The sequence below is a fragment of the Acinetobacter sp. Colony158 genome (genome assembly GCF_019264745.1).
GTDB classification, from domain to species: domain Bacteria; phylum Pseudomonadota; class Gammaproteobacteria; order Pseudomonadales; family Moraxellaceae; genus Acinetobacter; species Acinetobacter ursingii.
This window is the reverse complement of record NZ_CP078523.1, coordinates 2,017,112-2,036,719: the sequence shown is the minus strand read 5'-3', so window position 1 is coordinate 2,036,719 and position 19,608 is coordinate 2,017,112. Positions and strand designations below refer to the sequence as shown.

Below are 19,608 nucleotides of genomic sequence, written 5' to 3'. Positions count from 1 at the left end.
CAAAAAAACGCAGCGTTTCGGCTGCGTTTTTTGAAATGGATAAAAACTTACTTTTTCTTTTTCGGTCCAAGTAACATACCCATTTGACGACCTTCCATTTTCGGAGCCTGTTCAACCACACCAAAATCGGTCACGTCTGCTTCAATTTTTTGCAATTGCGCCAAACCTAACTGTTGGTGTGCCATCTCACGACCACGGAAACGTAACGTGATTTTAACTTTGTTCCCTTCTTCAAGGAACTTTAAAATCGCACGAAGCTTGACCTGATAATCACCTACATCCGTTGCTGGACGTAGTTTGATTTCTTTGACCTGTACTTGATGCTGTTTTTTCTTCGCATCTTTTTGCTTCTGCTTCAAATCAAACAAGTGCTTGTTGTAATCCATGATTTTACAAACAGGTGGTTCTGCATTAGCAACAATCTCGACTAGGTCAAGATCTGAATCTTCGGCAGCACGCAACGCTTCAGCAAGTGAAACGATCCCTTTTTGTTCTCCATCTGCGGCTACGAGGCGTACTTCTTTTGCACGGATCTCGTCATTAATCGCAGGACGGTTACTTTTTGCACCTTGTTGTTGGTTACGATCAGGCTGTTTAATCTTTCTTACTCCACAATGTACCGGCCACGTTCGGCAACGGCAGATTTCACTAAGTCAATGAATGCATCAATTGACATAGTACCTAAATTTTTTCCTGAGCGAGTACGAACATTAACAGTACCTTCTTCAACTTCACGGTCACCAAGAACCAAAAGGTACGGAATACGCTCAAGTGTACGCTCACGAATCTTAAAGCCGATTTTCTCATTTCTCAAGTCAGAAATCGCTCGAAGACCATTTTCTTTGAGTTTTGCCACTACTTGTTGGCATGCCTCAGCTTGCGAATCAGTAATATTCATGACGCAAGCTTGTACAGGTGATAACCAAGGTGGCATAAAACCCGCATAGTGTTCAATAAGTATACCAATAAAACGCTCAAAACTGCCAAGTATTGCACGATGTAACATGACAGGCTGATCACGCTCATTGTCTTCTGTCACAAACGAGGCATCCAGACGCTCTGGCAAGTTAAAGTCACATTGAATGGTACCGCATTGCCAAACACGACCCAAACAGTCTTTTAATGAAAACTCAATTTTTGGACCATAGAATGCGCCTTCACCGGGTTGTAATTCCCAATCCAGTCCAGCAGCATCTAAGGCATCTGCCAATGATTTTTCTGCCAGATCCCAAAGTGCATCTTCACCCACCCGCTTTTCAGGGCGAGTTGAAAGTTTCATTTGTACATCTTCAAAACCAAAGTCTTTATAGACATCCAAAGTTAATTGGATAAAGTCTGCAACTTCTTTTCCAATCTGTTCTTTGGTACAGAAAATATGCGCGTCATCCTGAGTAAAACCACGTACACGCATAATGCCATGCAAAGAACCAGATGGTTCATTACGATGACAGGAGCCAAACTCGGCTAAACGAATCGGCAAATCACGGTAAGATTTTAAACCCTGATTAAAGACTTGCACATGGCAAGGACAGTTCATCGGTTTAACAGCATAATTACGGTTTTCAGAATGCGTGGTAAACATGTTTTCAGCATAGTTTGCTGCATGTCCAGATTTTTCCCATAAACTAAAATCGACAATTTGCGGGGTTTTGATTTCCTGATAACCATTGTCTTGCTGAACTTTACGCATGTATTGTTCGAGGACTTGATAAATCGTCCAGCCATTGGCATGCCAAAACACCATACCCGGTGCTTCTTCTTGCATATGGAATAGATCAAGCGCCTTACCAATTTTACGATGGTCACGCTTTTCCGCTTCTTCAATACGCTTGATATACGCCGCAAGCTCTTTTTTATCAGACCACGCTGTACCATAAATACGCTGTAATTGCTCGTTTTTAGCGTCACCGCGCCAATAAGCACCTGAAATTTTAGTCAGCTTGAAGTTCTTTAGAAACTTGGTATTTGGCACGTGAGGACCACGGCACATATCCACATATTCCTGATGATAGTACAAGCCCATTTGAGTTTCTTCAGGCATATCATCAATCAAACGTAATTTATAAGTTTCACCGCGAGATTGAAATTCTTTGATCACCTCAGCACGCGGTGTCATTTTTTTAATGACATCATAGTCCTGATCGATTAATTGTTTCATACGTGCTTCAATCGCTGCCATATCCTCTAAAGTAAATGGCTTTGGACTAAAGATATCGTAATAAAAGCCCTCTTCAATCACAGGCCCAATCACCATTTGCACGTCAGGGAACAATTGCTTGACTGCATGTCCAACCAAATGCGCACAAGAGTGACGAATAATCTCGACACCTTCTGGGTCTTTCGGCGTAATAATTTGTAAGCTTGCATCTTCGGTGATTAAATCACATGCATCTACAAGGCGATCGTTGACACGACCCGCAACGGTATTTTTAGCAAGACCTGGTCCAATACTCTGAGCGACTTGCATAACAGAGACAGCTTGATCAAATGATTTTTGATCGCCATTTGGCAATGTGATAATTGGCATAAGAAAATCCTTAAGGAGTGATGCCCCGCACAATGGAGCATATCACCGCGAGATTATGATCGAGGAAGACCTCAAAAGATAAAAACGGTGGATAATATAAAATTATGGCAGAATTTTACACGGGTTAAGAGTTTGAGAAAACAGCTACACTTAAAAAAAGATAAGTTTCTCAATTTTTTGCATTCATGTCTTAGTTAATGAGGACAATTGGAGCATTTACAAGCTCAATCATATAAAAACAAATAGACGCAAAATTATTGCTCGGATTAGTTTATGAGGCGTTTATGATAAAAATAACCACAAGGTTTTTTCATCCAGCATTTAAAGCTCATAGGTTGCAACCCATATTCTAAGACTAAAGCCTAAATGATTTGATGAAATTAAACCCCTATCTTTTAGTTAACAATCATTAAAACAATGACACGGAGTCTATTGCCATGAATGCTTATGATGAGCTACCTAAAACGGCTGCCAATTTTGTAGCACTTTCACCCTTACGGTATCTAGAGCGCGCCGCTTATATTTATCCAGATCAGGCAGCCATTATTCATGGTGCACGTCAGCTCTCATGGAAACAAACCTATCAACGTTGTTGTCAATTTGCACATCAGTTAAAACAATTGGGGATTCAAAAAAACGATACAGTTTCGGTCTTACTTCCGAATATCCCTGCCATGATCGAAGCACATTTTGCTGTTCCTATGGCAGGCGCTGTACTAAATACCTTGAATACCCGACTTGATGCCAAAACCATTGCGTTTATGTTGGAACATGCAGAAAGCAAAGTACTTTTAGTCGATCCAGAATTTGCTCATGTTGCTCGGGAAGCTCTAGCGCTGATCTCACAACAAATTTATGTCATTGATGTTGCTGATCTCGAATATGAATCTGAACTTTCCAATCCGATTGGTCAAATTGAATATGAAACGTGGCTGAGTCAAGGCGATGCCAATTTTGAATGGTCACTTCCCAATGATGAATGGGATGCGATTAGTCTGAATTACACCTCTGGCACCACAGGTAATCCAAAAGGTGTGGTTTATCATCATCGCGGGGCTTATCTCAATGCAGCAAGTAATATTATTGCTTGTGGTATGACGCCTCGTGCCAGTTATTTATGGACGCTGCCATTATTTCACTGTAATGGTTGGTGTTTCGCATGGACGATTGCCGCCAATGGCGGCACCAATGTCTGTTTGCGTAAAGTAGATCCAGAGCTTGTATTTGAGCTGATTGCCAAACATAAAGTGGATTATTTCTGTGGCGCACCCATCGTATTATCCATGTTGATCAATACCCCTAAAGACAAACAGGTTCATTTTGATCATCGCGTTGAAGTCATGGTTGCTGGAGCAGCTCCACCTGCTGCGATTATTGAAGGGATGCGCCATATTGGTATCAATGTGACCCATGTTTATGGACTCACTGAAACTTATGGCCCTTCTGCGCTTTGTGCCTCTCAGGCCGGCTGGAATGATTTATCGATTCAGGAACAGGCACAGTTACATTCTCGTCAGGGTGTGCCTTATCCATTGCAAGACAGTATGCGGGTACTCGATCCTGAAACTATGCAACCTGTGCCTGCCGATGGACAAACACTGGGGGAAATTATGTTCCGTGGCAATATTGTGATGAAGGGATATCTGAAAAATCCGAAAGCAACTGAAGAAGCGTTTGCAGGCGGATGGTTTCATAGCGGCGACTTAGCCGTTTGTCAGGCCGATGGTTATGCCAAAATTACTGACCGTGCCAAAGATGTAATTATCTCAGGGGGTGAAAATATTTCATCGCTTGAAGTGGAAGAAGTGTTATATCAGCATCCAGCGGTCATGACCGCCGCAGTCGTTGCCAAACCTGACCCACGCTGGCAGGAAGTTCCGTGCGCTTTTATTGAATTAAAACAAGGCATCAGTGTCAGTACCGATGAATTAATTGCACATTGTCAGCAACAATTGGCGCGTTTTAAAGTCCCTAAAGATATTGTGATTACCGAGATTCCAAAAACCTCAACAGGTAAATTACAGAAGTTTATTTTACGTGACTGGGCCAAACAACGTGCCACAGGTGAGTTTAATTAACGTCAATAAAAATGCCAGTCAACACTTGATTTGACTGGCATTCACTATAAGTTCATCGTTTGAAACTGTCAGTAAAATCAATTATCCGATAGTAATGCTACTTGCTGTACATAGTTAAAAAGCTTTAACTTGGAGGCTGCAAGTTCTTCTTCGCTTACCGCTTGAGTGATGTCACGTTGAATACGCAATACATGCTGACGTAAGGTATGACGTTCAGAAGCATTATGCAGTTTACTAAATTCATTAATCGCAGGGTCACCTTGTTCAATCATACGATCGACCCAGCGCTGTAATTGTGCCTGTTTTTTGAGTCCTTGTTGTGGGGTCAAATAGGACAAAATAACCGTTTCATCTTCATTGCGTAACAACTTACCCACACGCTGGAATTGACGACGGCGTGCTTCAAATGAAGTAATCGTTTGAGCATCGAGCAAAGCATCAATTAAACGTTCATCTACAGGCAACTTCTGGATTTGTTTCGCAGAAAGCTCTGCCAACTGTTCACCCAGTGCTGCCATACGCTGCACAGCTTTCTTCTGTTCGGTTTTACTTGCACGCCCTTCTAAAGAATCAAAATCTTCTTCACTGTAACGCTTATTGGGACGACGTGCCACGGTTAATCTGCCTCATAAAATTTTGCTGCGAATAATGCCTTGATTTCCTCTTCTGCTTTTTCAGCATCAGCGCCGTCAATCACCAAACGCAAAGTCGTGCCCTTACCAGCACCAAGCATCAGCAAGGACATAATATTTTTGGCATCGACGAGCTTTTCGCCTTTACCAATCTGAATAGAAGATCGAAATTTCGTTGTCACTTCGATCAGTTTCCCCGACGCACGTGCATGTAGGCCAAGTTTATTAATTACATCAACAGTGGTATCAATCATGACCAGTGCTTCATTTCTCTATGTAAAACCTGAATAGACCATTTTGCCTCAAGTGCCTTTTTTAGTCTATCTACAATATAGACTGAGCGATGTTGACCGCCTGTACAACCAATCGAAATCGTCATGTAATGTCGATGCCCTTCTGCAAAAACAGGCAACCATTTATCTAAAAAATGATAGACATCATTAAACATATCATTGGTTTGTTCACTGGCTTCCAAAAATTCCTGAACAGGTTGATCTAATCCTGAAAATTTACGTAACTCCAAATCCCAATGCGGATTAGGCAAATGCCGTACATCAAACACATAGTCGGCATCTAGGGGAATACCATGTTTATAACCAAATGACTGTAAAATCAGAATTAATTTGTCTGACTGCCCCAGTTTCGAAAGTAAAGTATGCTTAAGATCATGCACACTTTTATCAGTGGTATCGATATGTACCGTTGAGCGAAATTGAATCGGCATCAACAGCTGTTTTTCTTCCTGAATACATTCATTCAGGCTTTTAAAACGACTCGCCAATGGATGCGGACGACGCGAGGAACTAAAGCGTGCAATTAACTCTTGATCCTGCGTGGTTAAATAAATCACATCGACTGAACCGTGTCGCTGTAATTGTTCAAACACCTGATCAAATTCCTGCAAGTCTGCCCGTGTACTTCGAACATCCACCCCAAGTGCTAACTGTTCCAGATTATTTTCATGATCTAGTTTAGACACAATTTCTGGCAGCAATGCCAAAGGTAGGTTATCAATACAGTAATAACCCAGATCTTCTAAAACCTGCAATGCTGAGGATTTACCCGATCCAGATTGTCCCGTGACGATAAGAATACGCTTCATGGCATGGCTGTCCTTTTATGAGTATTATGCCTTAAATTGAACCTGCAAATTATCAATCAGACGTGTTGAGCCTAATTTTGCCGCCACAAACAATACGATGTCCTGATTAAATATCTCAATTGGCTGCAAGTTTGGCTGACGTGCTTCGACATAGTCCACAACAAAGCCCGCAACTGTCAATTGCGTTTTGATACTTTGTAACACATCAGATAGTGAATGACCTGTATGCAACTCTTTTTCAGCCTGTTTCAGAGATTGGTAAATAGTCGGTGCAATTTTACGTTGATCTTCGGTCAGATAACCATTGCGTGAACTCAATGCCAAACCGTCTTCTGCACGCGCAATCGGCACTCCAATCACTTCAACAGGAATGTTTAGATCTTTTACAAACTGGCGAATCACTGCCAATTGTTGATAATCTTTTTGTCCAAAGAATGCAAAGTTTGGTTGCACAATATTGAACAGTTTCGTGACAACAACTGCAACACCGTCAAAATGACCCGGACGTGATTGACCACAGAGGTCATTGGTAATACCACCGACCGTGATATTGGTCAAACGTGGTTGCTTGCCATACATTTGATCGACAGTAGGCGCAAAAATAATGTCACAACCGACATCTGCCAATAAATGACTGTCTTGCTCTAAAGTACGCGGATAGCTTTCGAAATCTTCGCCTTCACCAAACTGGATTGGATTCACAAAGATACTAACCACAACGACATCACAGAGTTTTTTTGCTTCACGCACCAGATTCAAATGTCCTTGGTGCAAATTCCCCATGGTTGGTACAAAGCCAATACTTTTACGCGCCGCACGAGCAGCTTGTAAAGATGCCGCCAATCCATGAATGGTTGTTTCTGTTTTCATGAGTTATAACTCGACCTGAAAAGTATGTTCTGGTGCTGGGAAAGATTGATCTTGCACAGCTGCATGGTAAGCTTTAAACGCATCCACAATCGCAGTTTCACCTGATTGCTCTTTCATAAAGTTACGTACAAATCGTGCCACACGCCCGAATGTCAAACCCAGCATATCTTGTACCACCAAGACCTGACCATCGGTTTGATGACCAGCTCCAATCCCAATAACAGGAATGTTTGGAAATAATTCAGCGATTTCCTGACCCAATTGTGCAGGAACACATTCCAGTAATAAAATCGCAGCACCTGCGTCCACCACCGCAGTACAGTCTGCGATTAACTGATCTGCGGCTTCACGAGTTCTGGCTTGTAATTTATAACCACCAAACACATGCACAGATTGTGGGGTTAAACCCAAGTGTACACAAACAGGAATACCGTTTTGTGTCAATACACGGACAGATTCACTGAGCCACGCACCGCCTTCGATTTTGATCATTTGCGCGCCTGCCTGCATGACTTTTTTGGCACTTTGCAAAGCATCATTTAAGGTGGCATAGCTCATAAAGGGTAGATCAGTCATGATAAATGCATGGCTGTTTCCACGGCGTACCGCAGCAGTGTGGTAAGCCATATCATCAACAGTCACAGGCAACGTAGAGTCATGACCCTGAATTGCCATTCCCAGAGAATCACCAATCAAAATTGAATCAACCTCAGCAAGCTCCATCGCTTTGGCCATGCTCGCATCGTAGCAGGTCAGGCAGGAAAACTTGCGTCCTTCGCTTTTAAATTTTCTTAAGTCACTTAGACTAATCATCATGATGTCCTCTATCAACCAACCCGAACAGGCAAGTTATTTTTCAACCCAGTTGCGATCCGCCACAACAGTTAAAGACGGATGTTTTACCAGTTCTAAATCTTTTAGCGTTTGACCTTTTACAATGAGATCAGGATCAATATCCAACAAAGGTACAATCACAAAATCACGCTCAAGTAACCCAAGATGTGGCACAGTCAAACGCTGATTTTGAATATTTTGCTCAGCATAAATAAGTAAATCCAGATCCAATGTACGCTCACCCCAACGGCGCAGACGTACTCTACCCGCTTCTTGTTCAATACGTTGTAATTGATCCAGCAAATCCAAAGGTTCAAGCGAAGTGATTAACTGTGCCGCTGCATTATAATAATACGGTTGATCCTGCGGTCCCATCGGAGGACTTTGATAAAGTCGGGAAACCTGAACCTGACCCAAATCTTTTAAACGCTGAACTGCATATTGAAGAATCTGACGGGAATCACCTAAATTACTGCCCATCCCAATATAGGTGACAACACTCATTGAGTAGGTCCAAAAACAACCTGACTCAAATCACGCTGTACCCGTTTACGCTTCATAATTGGGTGATCAGTATTGAGGTTTGCCGTCGAAGATTCGGGACTACGAGCCACATGGTCTTTACTACGCGGTTGTTCACGGCGCGCACGACGACTACGTGCTTCTGGTACGTTGACTAAAGGTTCAATTTCAGCCGTAGTGTCTTTAGATTCATTTGCTTCAATATTTTGTTTACGGCGCGTCTTAGCACGTTGTCGATTATATTGGCTAATCGCAGTTTCTTTTTCATCACTCGACAGGGACTGATAATGATCCCACCATTGTCCCATGCCCTGCGTTGAATCATCACCCGATTTTTCACGCAACAACAAAAAGTCAAAACCTGCACGGAAACGCGCATGACTTGCAAGTGCTTCAATTTGTTGAGGTTTAGGATTAAGTAAACGTACCTGCATTTCCCAAACTTCACGAATAAAAGTTTCTGCAAAACGAGGAATAACAGTACGGGTGGCTTGGCGCTTAAGTACGTCTAAACCTGCCTGCGCACGGGCTTCAGCAGGAACAATGCCTTTCGCCAGATAAAAATCACAACGCTCTAAAAAAGGCTTCCATAACAACACCGCATAGAAAAATGCAGGGTTAATGGTTTTACCAATTTGAATACGCTGATCGGTATTTTTCGCGGCAAGTTCAATAAATTTGCTGATATCAGGCTTAATATCTGCAAATAATTGCTTCCAGATATCAAATTCGATGAGCATAGGTAAAACCCGAGCCAAATGCCCCATCGTGAATAATTTTTGCGACTCATCGTATAGACGATGCGGAGATACGTCCCGTAACAGTTGCGTCATTTCGACATCAAAGATTTTTAAGATGTCAGGACCAATATCAAAATTTAATTTGGCTGCAAAACGCAGTGTACGAAGCATTCTGACTGGATCTTCTTCAAAACGCTGTTTTGGATCACCCAATAAGCGTAAAGTTTTATTTTTTACATCAGAAATAGCATCGCAAAAATCCAGCACAATACCTTTGCGTGGTTGATAATACAGCGCATTAATTGAAAAATCACGTCGAGCAAAGTCTTGTTCGATGGTGCCCCAGTTATTATCACGCAAGATCATACCTGATGTACTGGTGACTGCCTTTTTAGGCGGCGCACGGAAAGTCGCCACTTCAATCAGTTCACGACCAGAATACACATGTGCCAGCTCAAAACGTCGTCCAATAATACGACAACGTCGTCCAAAAACTTCTTTTACCTGAGCAGGTGTAGCATTGGTGACAGCATCAAAATCTTTAGGATTAAGACCTAACATGAGATCCCTAACCCCACCACCAACGATATAGGCTTCATAGCCTGCTTTGGTCAGACTATCGATCACATCTAAGATAGAAGAAGGAAGTTGCGTTGTAGATAAACCACATTTTGACGCGCGCAAAGTTTGCAAAAGACGCTGTCTCCTACGTCTGAACGTAAATGATAAGATGCGCTAATCATATCTCTAACCCGCCTAAAGGGCAATTTGATTCTCTCAATGATTAGGCACTTAGCTCAAAAATCTTGTTAAATCCTGCGTATTAGAAACCAAGATTTGATTTATTTTTTTCAATAAATTTTGGCCCGATCCCTTTAATATTGAGCAAATCATTGACTGATCTAAATTGACCATTCTGGTTACGATAATCAACGATCGCTTGTGCTTTTTTCTCTCCAATGCCATTGAGCTGTTGCAGTTCCTGTGTAGAAGCTGTATTGAGATTAATCTTGCCTCCCAAATTCTTTGAAGAATTATTTTTAGATGATGATTGTTTTGATGTTGCCGAAGTATTTTGTAAGCTTGGCTTACCCAAATAATAGTCCGCTGTAGAAGAAGATGCTTTTAAACGCTGATCATGTGCTTGTTGCTGAGTTTTCCATGACTGATAAGATTGATCAAATTGTTGAGCATGTAATATGCTTGAGAATAAACATAAAATACTGATCTGAATCCAATAGAGTGAAAGTTGTCGTAACGTAATCATCTTGTGTAACATTGCCATTTTATAAAGACCTGATTATAAAGACCCAAGTTTTAATTGTTGTTTCGCCTGATCCCAGAGCGCATCCATTTCTTGTAGACTCATCTCTTCTAAAATTTTTTGTTGTAAAGTCGCTTGCTGCTCAATATACGCAAAACGTTGTCTAAACTTAAAAATGGTGGCCAGAAGTGCGGATTCGCTGGACAGCCCAAGTTTACGTCCAACGTTGATCAGAGAAAATAGGCAATCTCCAAATTCTTCATGTATTTCATCGGATTGTTGCGCCTGAAGTGCCTGTTCAAACTCGCCAAGCTCCTCTTTTACTTTGCCATAAGCATCTTCAATCGTCTCAAAGTCAAATCCCAGCTTTGCCGCTTTCTTTTGGAGTTCTTGTGCCTGATTGAGTGCAGGACCATGTTTGATCTCATCTAAACGTGACTTGGGTTTACCCTGTTTTTCCTGCTGCTTAATCTGTTGCCATAACTCGCTCACCTGATCAGGATCAAGTGCTGAAAACTGTTCCGCTTGAAATACGTGTGGATGACGACGAATCAGTTTTTCACAAATCGCATCGACCACGTCCTGAAAATCAAAAGCCCCCTGTTCACTATACATTTGTGCCTGAAACACCACTTGTAACAGTAAGTCGCCTAGCTCATCTCGAATCTCATCCAGATGGCCTTCGCGAACCGCAGCTTCAACTTCATAAGCTTCTTCAATCGCATATGGAGTTAGACTTAAAGGCGTTTGCTCACGATCCCACGGACACTTTTCACGTAATTCACGCATAATATTGAGTAGTTGTTGCATGTTTAACTCCTTTATAAGTCATCGAAGCGCATTCATTTCAAAAACAGATTTGTTATGATGTGGACTCAGCGTGTTGGAAATGCGCATGCTCTTTTAACAAAAACCTATTAAAACCGTTTACCCAAAACAAATGAGAAAAATATGGCTCAAAGTATCCTGATTACAGGTGCAGCTCAAGGGATTGGAGCTGAAATTGCACGCACTTTTTATCAACACGGCTATCTGGTCGGTATTTTTGATATTAATGAGATCCAGAGTCAAAAACTTGCTAAAGAATTAGGTTCTCGTGCCTTCGCCGGCTATCTGGATGTCAGTGATTACGACAACTGGCAGCGTAGTTTGCAACAGTTTGTACAATGGGCCGGTGAACTTAATATTCTGGTCAATAATGCAGGCATCCTCTACTCGGGTGCATTTGAACATACCAATATCCAAGCCCATCAGCGAACCCTTGATATTAATGTCAAAGGCGTACTCAATGGCTGCCATGCAGCTTTGCCTTATCTCAAACAAGCTCGTTCGGCTCGCATCATTAATCTGTCATCGGCTTCTGCCATTTATGGACAGGCGGATTTGAGTTCTTATTCAGCCAGTAAATTCGCAGTCCGTGGACTGACTGAAGCGTTGGATGTGGAATGGCAAAAATATGGCATTCGGGTTTTGGATGTCATGCCGCTCTTTGTACAAACCGCGATGGTTAAAAATATGGATGCAGGCAGCATTCAAAATATGGGCGTAAACTTGAGTCCCTCTGATGTTGCCGCTGAAGTATTAAAACTCGCGCAACAAAAAGATCATGTTTTTCGGGCAACGCATACACCGATCGGTGTAAAAGCCAAAGTTTTATATCAATTATCCAGCATCAGCCCGCAGTTTTTAAATCGTTTGAGTAATTTAATGATCAGTCGAAGAAAGAAATCTTCTAGATAATAACAAACCTCTCGCTAAAGACGATCCAGATAAAATAATCCGACTCGACTAGAAAGTTTGTGGCTTAGGCAGAGGCGGAATTATTTGCTATAGTGCTTTTACAGCCCCTGATCCCTCCTTTGCCATGTATTTCAATTCACGTTATCCAGACTTAAGTCCAAAGCTTTATCATCAACAAATGCCTGTACCACTGAAAGGGGCTCAAGCAGGGCATTTTAATGCTGAACTGGCGGATGATTTACAATGGTCTGAACAGGATAAACAGCAATGGGTTGAAATCTGTAGTGGACAAAAAACCTTTGCAGAATTTCCGCCACTGGCTATGGTCTATGCGGGACACCAATTTGGACAGTGGGCGGGTCAACTCGGTGATGGTCGAGGCTTATTGATCGCTCAGATTTTGAATCGTTCAGGTCAAACTATCGACTTACATTTAAAAGGTGCAGGACTGACGCCTTATTCGCGGATGGGTGATGGTCGTGCGGTGTTACGCTCAGTGATTCGTGAATATCTGGCAGGACATGCTTTAAACAGTTTAGGTATTGCGTCAAGTAATGCGGTGGGTTTTACGACATCAAGTCAGGGTGTACAACGTGAAACACTAGAACAAGGCGCAATGTTATTGCGCAGTTCCGATTGTCATATTCGTTTGGGGCATTTTGAATGGATCAATCAATATGCGCCTGAATTACTCGCAGAATTTACTCAAAAATGTATCGAATGGCATTATCCAGAGGCATTACAAACGGAACAACCGATTCTGGCTTTTGCCCAAGGCGTGATTAAAAACACGGCCAAAATGATCGCCCAATGGCAACTGGTAGGATTTGCTCATGGGGTCATGAATACCGATAATTTAAACATCACAGGCTCTACCTTAGATTTTGGCCCTTATGGCTTTATGGAACGCTTTCGTCCCAATTGGATCAATAACCACTCAGATCATCAGGGTCGTTATGCCTATCAAAACCAGCCGAGCATTGCACATTGGAATTTATGGATGTGGCTCAACAATCTCATTCCTCTAGCCAAGCCTGAAGATAAAGAAAAGTTTAAAACGCAATTAGCCGATTGTCTCGAAGATTTTGAACCGACTTTTTTAGCCACCTATAGCGCAGGTCTATGCAAAAAAATGGGGCTTCCTGATTTTCATAAAGACAGCTTTGATTGTGGTATGGCTTTTCTGCGTATTTTGCAAACTGAACAACTGGATTACACGCAAAGTTTTCTGCGCCTGCAAAACCAGCAATACAAAGCGCTTCGTGATGATTGTCTCGATATTCGTCAGTTCGATGAGTTTTTACAAAGTTACCATGCTATTCGTGAACAGCAGGATATCGAACAACTGAATGCTCAGATGCAACAGGCCAATCCAGTTTATATTTTAAGAAATCATATGGCGCAAAAAGCCATCGAACAGGCTGAGCGTAGTGATTTGAGTGAAGTCGAACGATTATTTACGTTATTGCGTCACCCCTTCACCCCACAACCTGAGCTGGAACAACCTGAAGATTTAGCACCCCTTCCTAGCGACATCCCTGAAATTATGGTGAGCTGTTCGTCCTAATCAGGGTTGAAGAATAATCACAGTTATCCCCATTTTCTGTGGATAACATTGTGATTATCCACAGGATAATTTCTCATGACGAATCAAATATAAGTCATTGAACATAATATGTAGAATAAACAACCAACTTATTTTGACTGCCAAAAGATGACTGGACATGGGGTTGTGTTGCGGTGTCAAATCGTGACATGGATGAAATTTGGCAATGAGTCAAAAATAACACAACAATCGAGATCTATCCTTGAATGAGGGACATCAATGAATGCCGAAAAAATACAAAAATTGGCTATCCAGATTGCGCTGGAACAACCTGAAACTGTGTTATCTCATCCCTTTGGCCCTCAGTGTAATGTGATCAAGGTCTTTGACAAAATGTTCTTATTAACAGGCGAACTGAAGCAACAGAAGTTTATCAATCTTAAAATTAAACCAGAACAAGCAGATGAATTAAAAGAGTTATATCCCTCAATTACATCAGGCTATCACATGAACAAAAAACACTGGATTTCGATATTTGAGGGGCAGAATATTGACGCAGATTTTATTGAAGATATGGTTAAATCTTCATACGCGCTCGTGGTCAGTAAATTGAATAAAACCCAAAAAATGCGTATCAAGCTTCTGTCGAGTAAATAAGTAAATTTTGGATGAGCAGCAATCCATCATGCTGCTCAGATTATTTTTTAATCTTCTGGATATTCAAAACGATAGCCAACCCCATAAACGGCCTGAATCCATTCATGACGATTGCCTGTATCCGCAGCCTCAGTCACCTTTCGGCGTAAGTTTTTAATATGACTATCAATGACACGATCGGCCACATCAAAACTATCTGGATTAATATGATCTAATAACTGTGCACGCGAATAAACCTGTCCGACATGTTCCAAAAACAATTCCAAAAGACGAAACTCGGTAGGCGTTAAACTTAACGATTTTTGCTGATACCAGATTCGTTGCTGCGCTTTATCAATTCGGAATAAATCATTTTGCTCCGGTTCTGCCTTACGGTCTAAACGGCGCAATACTGCCTGTACCCGCGCAACCAGTTCTTTAGGACTAAATGGCTTACACACATAATCATCTGCGCCCATATTTAAACCAAGCACACGGTCAATTTCTTCGGTACGCGCCGTCACCATAATAATCGGTAAATCGGACTGTTCCCGAACTTTACGGCAAATGGTCAGTCCATCCATTCGTGGCACCATCAAGTCCAATACCATTAAGCTAGGTTTACGTTGTAAAAAGCTATCATACGCTTCCTGACCATCATGAAACATACTGACTTCAAAACCTGCGGCTTGCAGATAGTCACGCACCAGATGAGCCAATTCAACTTCATCTTCAACCAACATTACATGTTTCATCGTCAATTATTCCTTATGTATAGACTGTGTTTTTGGAAAGGTCAAAATACAGCGTAGACCACCCAGCGGTGAATGTGCAAAGCTTAAACGGCCACCCAAAGCCTGCGCAAGCTTACATGAAAGTGCCAGCCCCAAACCTGTCCCCCCTGTACTGCGGGTACGGGAATCATCTACACGATAGAAGCGTTCGCCTAAACGTTGAAGCTGTTCATCATCAACACCCAATGGACTATCATCCACAATGACACTCCAATGCTGACTGGTTTCCTGCGTATGAATATGAATCTGGCCGCCTTGTTCAGTATAGCGAACGCTATTACTCAGCAAGTTGACCATAATTTGTTTAAAACGGTCTATATCCAATTGTAAAAGTGTACCTTGACCGTCTATAGAAACGTTAAGCCCTGCTTGTTCAAACTTCGGCCTAAAGTTATCCACTTCTTGTACCATCGCCTCCCATGGATTGACCTCGGTAAAATAACATTTTAGTTGCTGTGCATCTGCCTGTGCCAAATCACCCAAATCCTGTGTGAGTTTCTTCAGGCTCGTCACCTGACGCATCATGGCATCTAAATGTTCAGGGCTGGCTTTGCGAATCCCATCTTGCATGGCTTCAATCTGCGCCTGTAACACACTCAACGGAGTTTTTAATTCATGCGAAGTATCCGCCACCCATTGTCGACGTGACTGTTCATGTTGATCCAAAATTATCGCTAACTGGTTTAATTGTGCGGCCAGATCGCCGAGCTCATCATTCCGTTTAATCGTGACCTGATGTTGATAATTCCCCTGTGTCAATTCACGAGTGGCGTCCAATAAGCGCTGAATTGGTTTTTTAAAATAGGTCGCGAGTAATAATGCCGCCACTAAACTTGCCAGTACAGAGAAAGTATAAATTAACAGTAAAAAGCGTTTTTGATTACTAAAGAAGTTGATACTTAAGGCATCATCCTGATCCAGTACAGGTTTTAAGCCCAAATAACCGACAACCTGATTACCAACCATAATCGGTCGAAAAGACAGTTGTTCATTCGATGGCTCACCAACGACAAACTGATGATGAACATCATACAGCGAGAGGCGTGAACTTAGCCCCAATCGGTCAGGCATGGAAATAAAACGCTTTTTGCCGTCTTGCGGCATCATGCCCGCCATTTCAGAAAGACGGGGTGGTCGATGGGGATCTTTATTTTTGTCGTTGGGACGAAATAAATTTTGATTGGAACTGAGTGGAAATTTAAGCCCTTCAAATGGCTGATATTCAGAAGGTAAATTATCCTCAATAAATTTGCGTTCTTGCTCATCCAAAATTGGACGATTTTGAAACTCGATATTATGTGAAAGTTCTGGAGAAAGACTCAACAAGGTTTGTTCTTTAAACATCCGCTGTTGTAGCGCAATGTCATACTGACGGCGCAACCACCAACGAGACAAACGATCATAATCGTCTGGAGCAGCATCCCCTTCAATTTGTAAAATCTGCGCCTGAATCGCATTGCCCCAATCATGATAAACGCTATATACATTGCCCAAATTGGTAATAAGATGATCCAGCTTTTGCATCTCAACATCTGCCACATAGCGGGCAAAGTTTTTCTGCATGGTCCAATGCAAAACGCCCAGACTCAGTGTAGTAATGACCAATGTAGTCAATAATACAGTCAGAAACAGACGCAAGGCGATGGGCACACGACGAATCTTCAAAAGTAAACTCTCATTTTTCTTCTATATTCACTATTGTAGCGAACACTCACTCAAAAAACTCTCCATTGTTTCTTCATGTTTATTACTTAATCTTTAATGCATGAAATCAACATAAATGTGGGGATCAAAATGAATAAGTTATCTAAAGTTGTCATGCTTGCTGCAACAGTGGTCACGATGGGAAGTCTAGCTGCCTGTCAATCTACAACAGCTCCACAAGAACCACCCGCGCGTCATATGATGGATGATGGCCCTCAAGGCAAACATTTTATGAAACGTCATAAATTAACCCCTGAACAACGCGCTGAAATGCAACAACGTCGTGCTGAACGTCAAGCTCAGTTTGAACAAATTCAACAAGCCTGTGTGGGTAAAACAGTAGGTCAAGCTATTCAAGTCAAAGTGGGTGATAAAACCATTGATGGAACCTGTCAAATACGTTTTAAACCGAACAAAATGGACGATCGCATGGCTCCACCTGCTCCAACAGCACCAGTTAAAGCCTCATAAGCAAAATCTAATCGTTAAAAGACGCGCAAGCGTCTTTTTTTGTGGACACAACTTTTTACGTTTTTTGACTATTCCTTTCATAAAAAATTAGATAAAAGTGTTTAGACTCAATGTACTTAGGTATTTCAACAGCATTTTCTTTGACTTTACAGTCATGGATGTTCACGCGCAAATGCTTGTACATATAAATAAGTTGTTGCACGATGTAAAAGTAAAAGATGTGTCATCAGACACCATTATCGTTGATTAGGATTATAACTCTGGTTTAACCAGTATTGAGGAACCCGATATGCCACAATACAAAGCGCCGCTACGTGATATGCAATTTGTTTTGCATGAATTATTAAATGCCGAAGAACACTATGCAAAACTTCCTGCATTTCAGGAAAACGTCAGCCGTGAATTGGTGGATCAATATTTAGAAGCCGCTGCGGATTTTTGTGAAAACGAACTTTCTCCACTGAACCAAATCGGTGACCGTGAAGGTTGTACATGGAATGACGGCGTTGTCACCACACCTACAGGTTTTAAAGAAGCCTATCAAAAATATATCGAACTCGGTTTCCCTTCTCTTGCAGTGCCTGAAGAACATGGCGGTCAAGGTTTACCGGGTTCACTAGGGACGGCCATTTCTGAAATGGTCGGTGCAGCAAACTGGGCATGGGGCATGTACCCAGGTCTATCTCATGGTGCGGTACGTACTATTGAGCATCATGGTTCTGATGAGCAAAAATCAACTTATTTGCCAAAACTTGTTTCTGGTGAATGGACAGGAACCATGTGTTTAACTGAATCTCATGCGGGTTCAGACCTTGGTATCATCCGCTCTAAAGCTGAACCAAATGAAGATGGTAGTTTTGCAATCTCTGGCGAGAAAATCTTTATCTCTGCTGGCGAACACGACATGGCTGAAAACATCATTCATATCGTGCTTGCGCGCTTACCTGGTGCCCCTAAAGGTACCAAAGGTATTTCATTATTTATCGTACCAAAATTCAATGTAAATGCTGATGGTTCTTTAGGTGACCGCAATGCAGTTCGTTGTGGTTCTATTGAACATAAAATGGGTATTCATGGTAACGCGACTTGTGTCATTAACTTTGACAATGCAAAAGGTTTCTTAATCGGACCTGAAAATCGCGGTTTACATGCCATGTTTACCTTCATGAATACTGCGCGTATTGGTACAGCGGTTCAAGGTTTATCTGCATCTGAAGCATCGTTCCAAGGTGCATTAGCTTATGCCAAAGATCGTTTGGCGATGCGTGCTCTTTCTGGTCCTAAAGCACCTGAAAAAGAAGCAGATCCGATTATTGTACATCCTGCTGTACGTAACATGTTATTGACTCAAAAAGCATTTGCAGAAGGTGGTCGTGCTCTTGTTTATTTCTTGTCTCAATACGCAGACGTAGTTGAGCAAGGTACAACTGAAGAAGAACGCAAATTTGCGGACAATATTCTTTCGTTATTGACTCCAATTGCGAAAGCATTCCTGACTGAAACAGGTTCAGAGTCTGCCAAACACGGCGTACAGGTATTCGGTGGTCATGGCTTTATTTCTGAGCATGGCATGGAACAAATTGTTCGTGATACACGTATCTCTTGCCTATACGAAGGAACCACTGAAATTCAGGCACTTGATTTGTTAGGTCGTAAAGTTCTACAAACTCAAGGTGCGATGCTACGTGATTTCACCAAAATCATTCATAAATTTGTTGAGGCGAACAAAGACAATGCAGCCTTGAAAGAGTTTGTTGAACCTTTGGCTGCCCTGAACAAAGAATGGGGCGATCTCACCATGCAAATTGGTATGCGTGCGATGCAAAACCCTGATGAAGTCGGTGCAGCAGCAGTTGATTACCTATACTTCTCTGGTTATGTCACACTGGCTTATTTATGGGCACGTATGGCATTGGTTGCTCAGGAAACATTAGCGGCAGGTACAACAGATGTTGACTTCTACAACGCTAAAGTCACCACTGCACGTTTCTACTTCAAGAAAATCTTGCCACGTGTTCGTTCGCATGTCGATGTACTTTCAACAGGCTTAGAACCCCTTATGGCATTAGATGCAGAACACTTTGCGTTCTAATCTGAACCTGCCTAACATGTGTGCATGAGTGAAAACAATTGCATACTAATAAAAAA

The 19,608-nt window shown here is 42.0% G+C and carries 19 protein-coding genes and 1 pseudogene; 7 read left to right on the top strand and 13 right to left on the bottom strand.

Annotated elements, in window-relative coordinates; genetic code table 11:
* Window positions 1–47: 47 nt before the first annotated feature.
* Both infC and thrS read right to left on the bottom strand, forming a co-directional pair.
* On the bottom strand, window positions 48–599 hold the full coding sequence (infC, locus tag JR005_RS08370; protein ID WP_080632311.1) for a translation initiation factor IF-3: 552 nt from the start codon (window positions 597–599) through the stop codon (window positions 48–50).
* Between the two features lie 5 nt (window positions 600–604).
* Window positions 605–2,527 carry a threonine--tRNA ligase gene (gene thrS, locus JR005_RS08365; protein ID WP_218664885.1) on the bottom strand — a complete coding sequence of 641 codons (1,923 nt, stop codon included), beginning with the start codon at window positions 2,525–2,527 and terminating at the stop codon, window positions 605–607.
* Window positions 2,528–2,964: 437 nt separating this feature from the next.
* On the opposite strand from thrS, the gene JR005_RS08360 reads away from it, so the two are divergent.
* Window positions 2,965–4,605, top strand: a complete 1,641-nt coding sequence (locus JR005_RS08360; RefSeq protein WP_218664884.1) for an acyl-CoA synthetase — start codon at window positions 2,965–2,967, stop codon at window positions 4,603–4,605.
* A gap of 77 nt (window positions 4,606–4,682) precedes the next feature.
* On the opposite strand, the gene yjgA is transcribed toward JR005_RS08360, so the two are convergent.
* The 9 genes from yjgA to mazG all read right to left on the bottom strand — a co-directional run bounded on the left by yjgA (window position 4,683) and on the right by mazG (window position 11,379).
* Window positions 4,683–5,219, bottom strand: a complete 537-nt coding sequence (yjgA, locus tag JR005_RS08355) for a ribosome biogenesis factor YjgA (protein WP_004994654.1) — start codon at window positions 5,217–5,219, stop codon at window positions 4,683–4,685.
* Window positions 5,220–5,221: 2 nt separating this feature from the next.
* Entirely contained in the window at window positions 5,222–5,491 is a 270-nt protein-coding gene (locus JR005_RS08350) for an HPr family phosphocarrier protein (RefSeq protein WP_004994657.1), read from the bottom strand.
* Window positions 5,488–6,339, bottom strand: a complete 852-nt coding sequence (rapZ, locus tag JR005_RS08345; RefSeq protein WP_004992999.1) for an RNase adapter RapZ — start codon at window positions 6,337–6,339, stop codon at window positions 5,488–5,490. Before rapZ ends, JR005_RS08350 begins: the two co-directional genes overlap by 4 nt.
* Before the next feature lie 24 nt (window positions 6,340–6,363).
* A complete protein-coding gene (panC, locus tag JR005_RS08340) occupies window positions 6,364–7,209 on the bottom strand; it encodes a pantoate--beta-alanine ligase (RefSeq protein ID WP_218664883.1) in 846 nt (281 codons plus the stop codon).
* Between the two features lie 3 nt (window positions 7,210–7,212).
* Complete coding sequence (gene panB / locus JR005_RS08335) at window positions 7,213–8,022, bottom strand: 3-methyl-2-oxobutanoate hydroxymethyltransferase (RefSeq protein ID WP_010588722.1); 810 nt, start codon at window positions 8,020–8,022, stop codon at window positions 7,213–7,215.
* Window positions 8,023–8,058: 36 nt separating this feature from the next.
* On the bottom strand, window positions 8,059–8,547 hold the full coding sequence (folK, locus tag JR005_RS08330) for a 2-amino-4-hydroxy-6-hydroxymethyldihydropteridine diphosphokinase (RefSeq protein WP_218664882.1): 489 nt from the start codon (window positions 8,545–8,547) through the stop codon (window positions 8,059–8,061).
* The gene (gene pcnB, locus JR005_RS08325) at window positions 8,544–9,998 is read right to left on the bottom strand and encodes a polynucleotide adenylyltransferase PcnB (protein WP_218664881.1); all 1,455 of its coding nucleotides are present in this window, start codon (window positions 9,996–9,998) and stop codon (window positions 8,544–8,546) included. Before pcnB ends, folK begins: the two co-directional genes overlap by 4 nt.
* Before the next feature lie 130 nt (window positions 9,999–10,128).
* Window positions 10,129–10,590, bottom strand: coding sequence for a ComEA family DNA-binding protein (locus JR005_RS08320; RefSeq protein WP_218664880.1), 462 nt, complete (start codon window positions 10,588–10,590; stop codon window positions 10,129–10,131).
* A gap of 15 nt (window positions 10,591–10,605) precedes the next feature.
* Window positions 10,606–11,379 (bottom strand): nucleoside triphosphate pyrophosphohydrolase, encoded by a 774-nt coding sequence (gene mazG, locus JR005_RS08315; protein WP_218664879.1) that lies wholly within the window; start codon window positions 11,377–11,379, stop codon window positions 10,606–10,608.
* Between the two features lie 141 nt (window positions 11,380–11,520).
* Between mazG and JR005_RS08310 the strand changes: the two genes are divergently transcribed.
* From JR005_RS08310 to JR005_RS08300, 4 genes and pseudogenes are all read left to right on the top strand, one after another.
* The gene (locus JR005_RS08310) at window positions 11,521–12,309 is read left to right on the top strand and encodes an SDR family oxidoreductase (RefSeq protein WP_218664878.1); all 789 of its coding nucleotides are present in this window, start codon (window positions 11,521–11,523) and stop codon (window positions 12,307–12,309) included.
* Between the two features lie 124 nt (window positions 12,310–12,433).
* A complete protein-coding gene (locus JR005_RS08305; RefSeq protein WP_218664877.1) occupies window positions 12,434–13,876 on the top strand; it encodes a protein adenylyltransferase SelO in 1,443 nt (480 codons plus the stop codon).
* Between the two features lie 137 nt (window positions 13,877–14,013).
* Window positions 14,014–14,085, top strand: a pseudogene (locus tag JR005_RS14760) (L,D-transpeptidase catalytic domain protein); the annotation flags it as partial.
* A gap of 49 nt (window positions 14,086–14,134) precedes the next feature.
* A complete protein-coding gene (locus JR005_RS08300) occupies window positions 14,135–14,512 on the top strand; it encodes an MmcQ/YjbR family DNA-binding protein (protein WP_151835027.1) in 378 nt (125 codons plus the stop codon).
* Window positions 14,513–14,559: 47 nt separating this feature from the next.
* Here JR005_RS08300 and JR005_RS08295 read toward each other — a convergent pair whose 3' ends face one another.
* Window positions 14,560–15,246 (bottom strand): response regulator, encoded by a 687-nt coding sequence (locus JR005_RS08295; protein WP_004992959.1) that lies wholly within the window; start codon window positions 15,244–15,246, stop codon window positions 14,560–14,562.
* Between the two features lie 6 nt (window positions 15,247–15,252).
* Window positions 15,253–16,950 carry a sensor histidine kinase efflux regulator BaeS gene (gene baeS, locus JR005_RS08290; protein WP_218664876.1) on the bottom strand — a complete coding sequence of 566 codons (1,698 nt, stop codon included), beginning with the start codon at window positions 16,948–16,950 and terminating at the stop codon, window positions 15,253–15,255.
* Window positions 16,951–17,079: 129 nt separating this feature from the next.
* Here baeS and JR005_RS08285 point away from each other — a divergent pair, with 129 nt between their 5' ends.
* Window positions 17,080–17,460 (top strand): hypothetical protein, encoded by a 381-nt coding sequence (locus tag JR005_RS08285; protein WP_218664875.1) that lies wholly within the window; start codon window positions 17,080–17,082, stop codon window positions 17,458–17,460.
* Window positions 17,461–17,749: 289 nt separating this feature from the next.
* A complete protein-coding gene (locus JR005_RS08280; protein WP_004992950.1) occupies window positions 17,750–19,552 on the top strand; it encodes an acyl-CoA dehydrogenase C-terminal domain-containing protein in 1,803 nt (600 codons plus the stop codon).
* The last annotated feature ends 56 nt before the right edge of the window (window positions 19,553–19,608 follow it).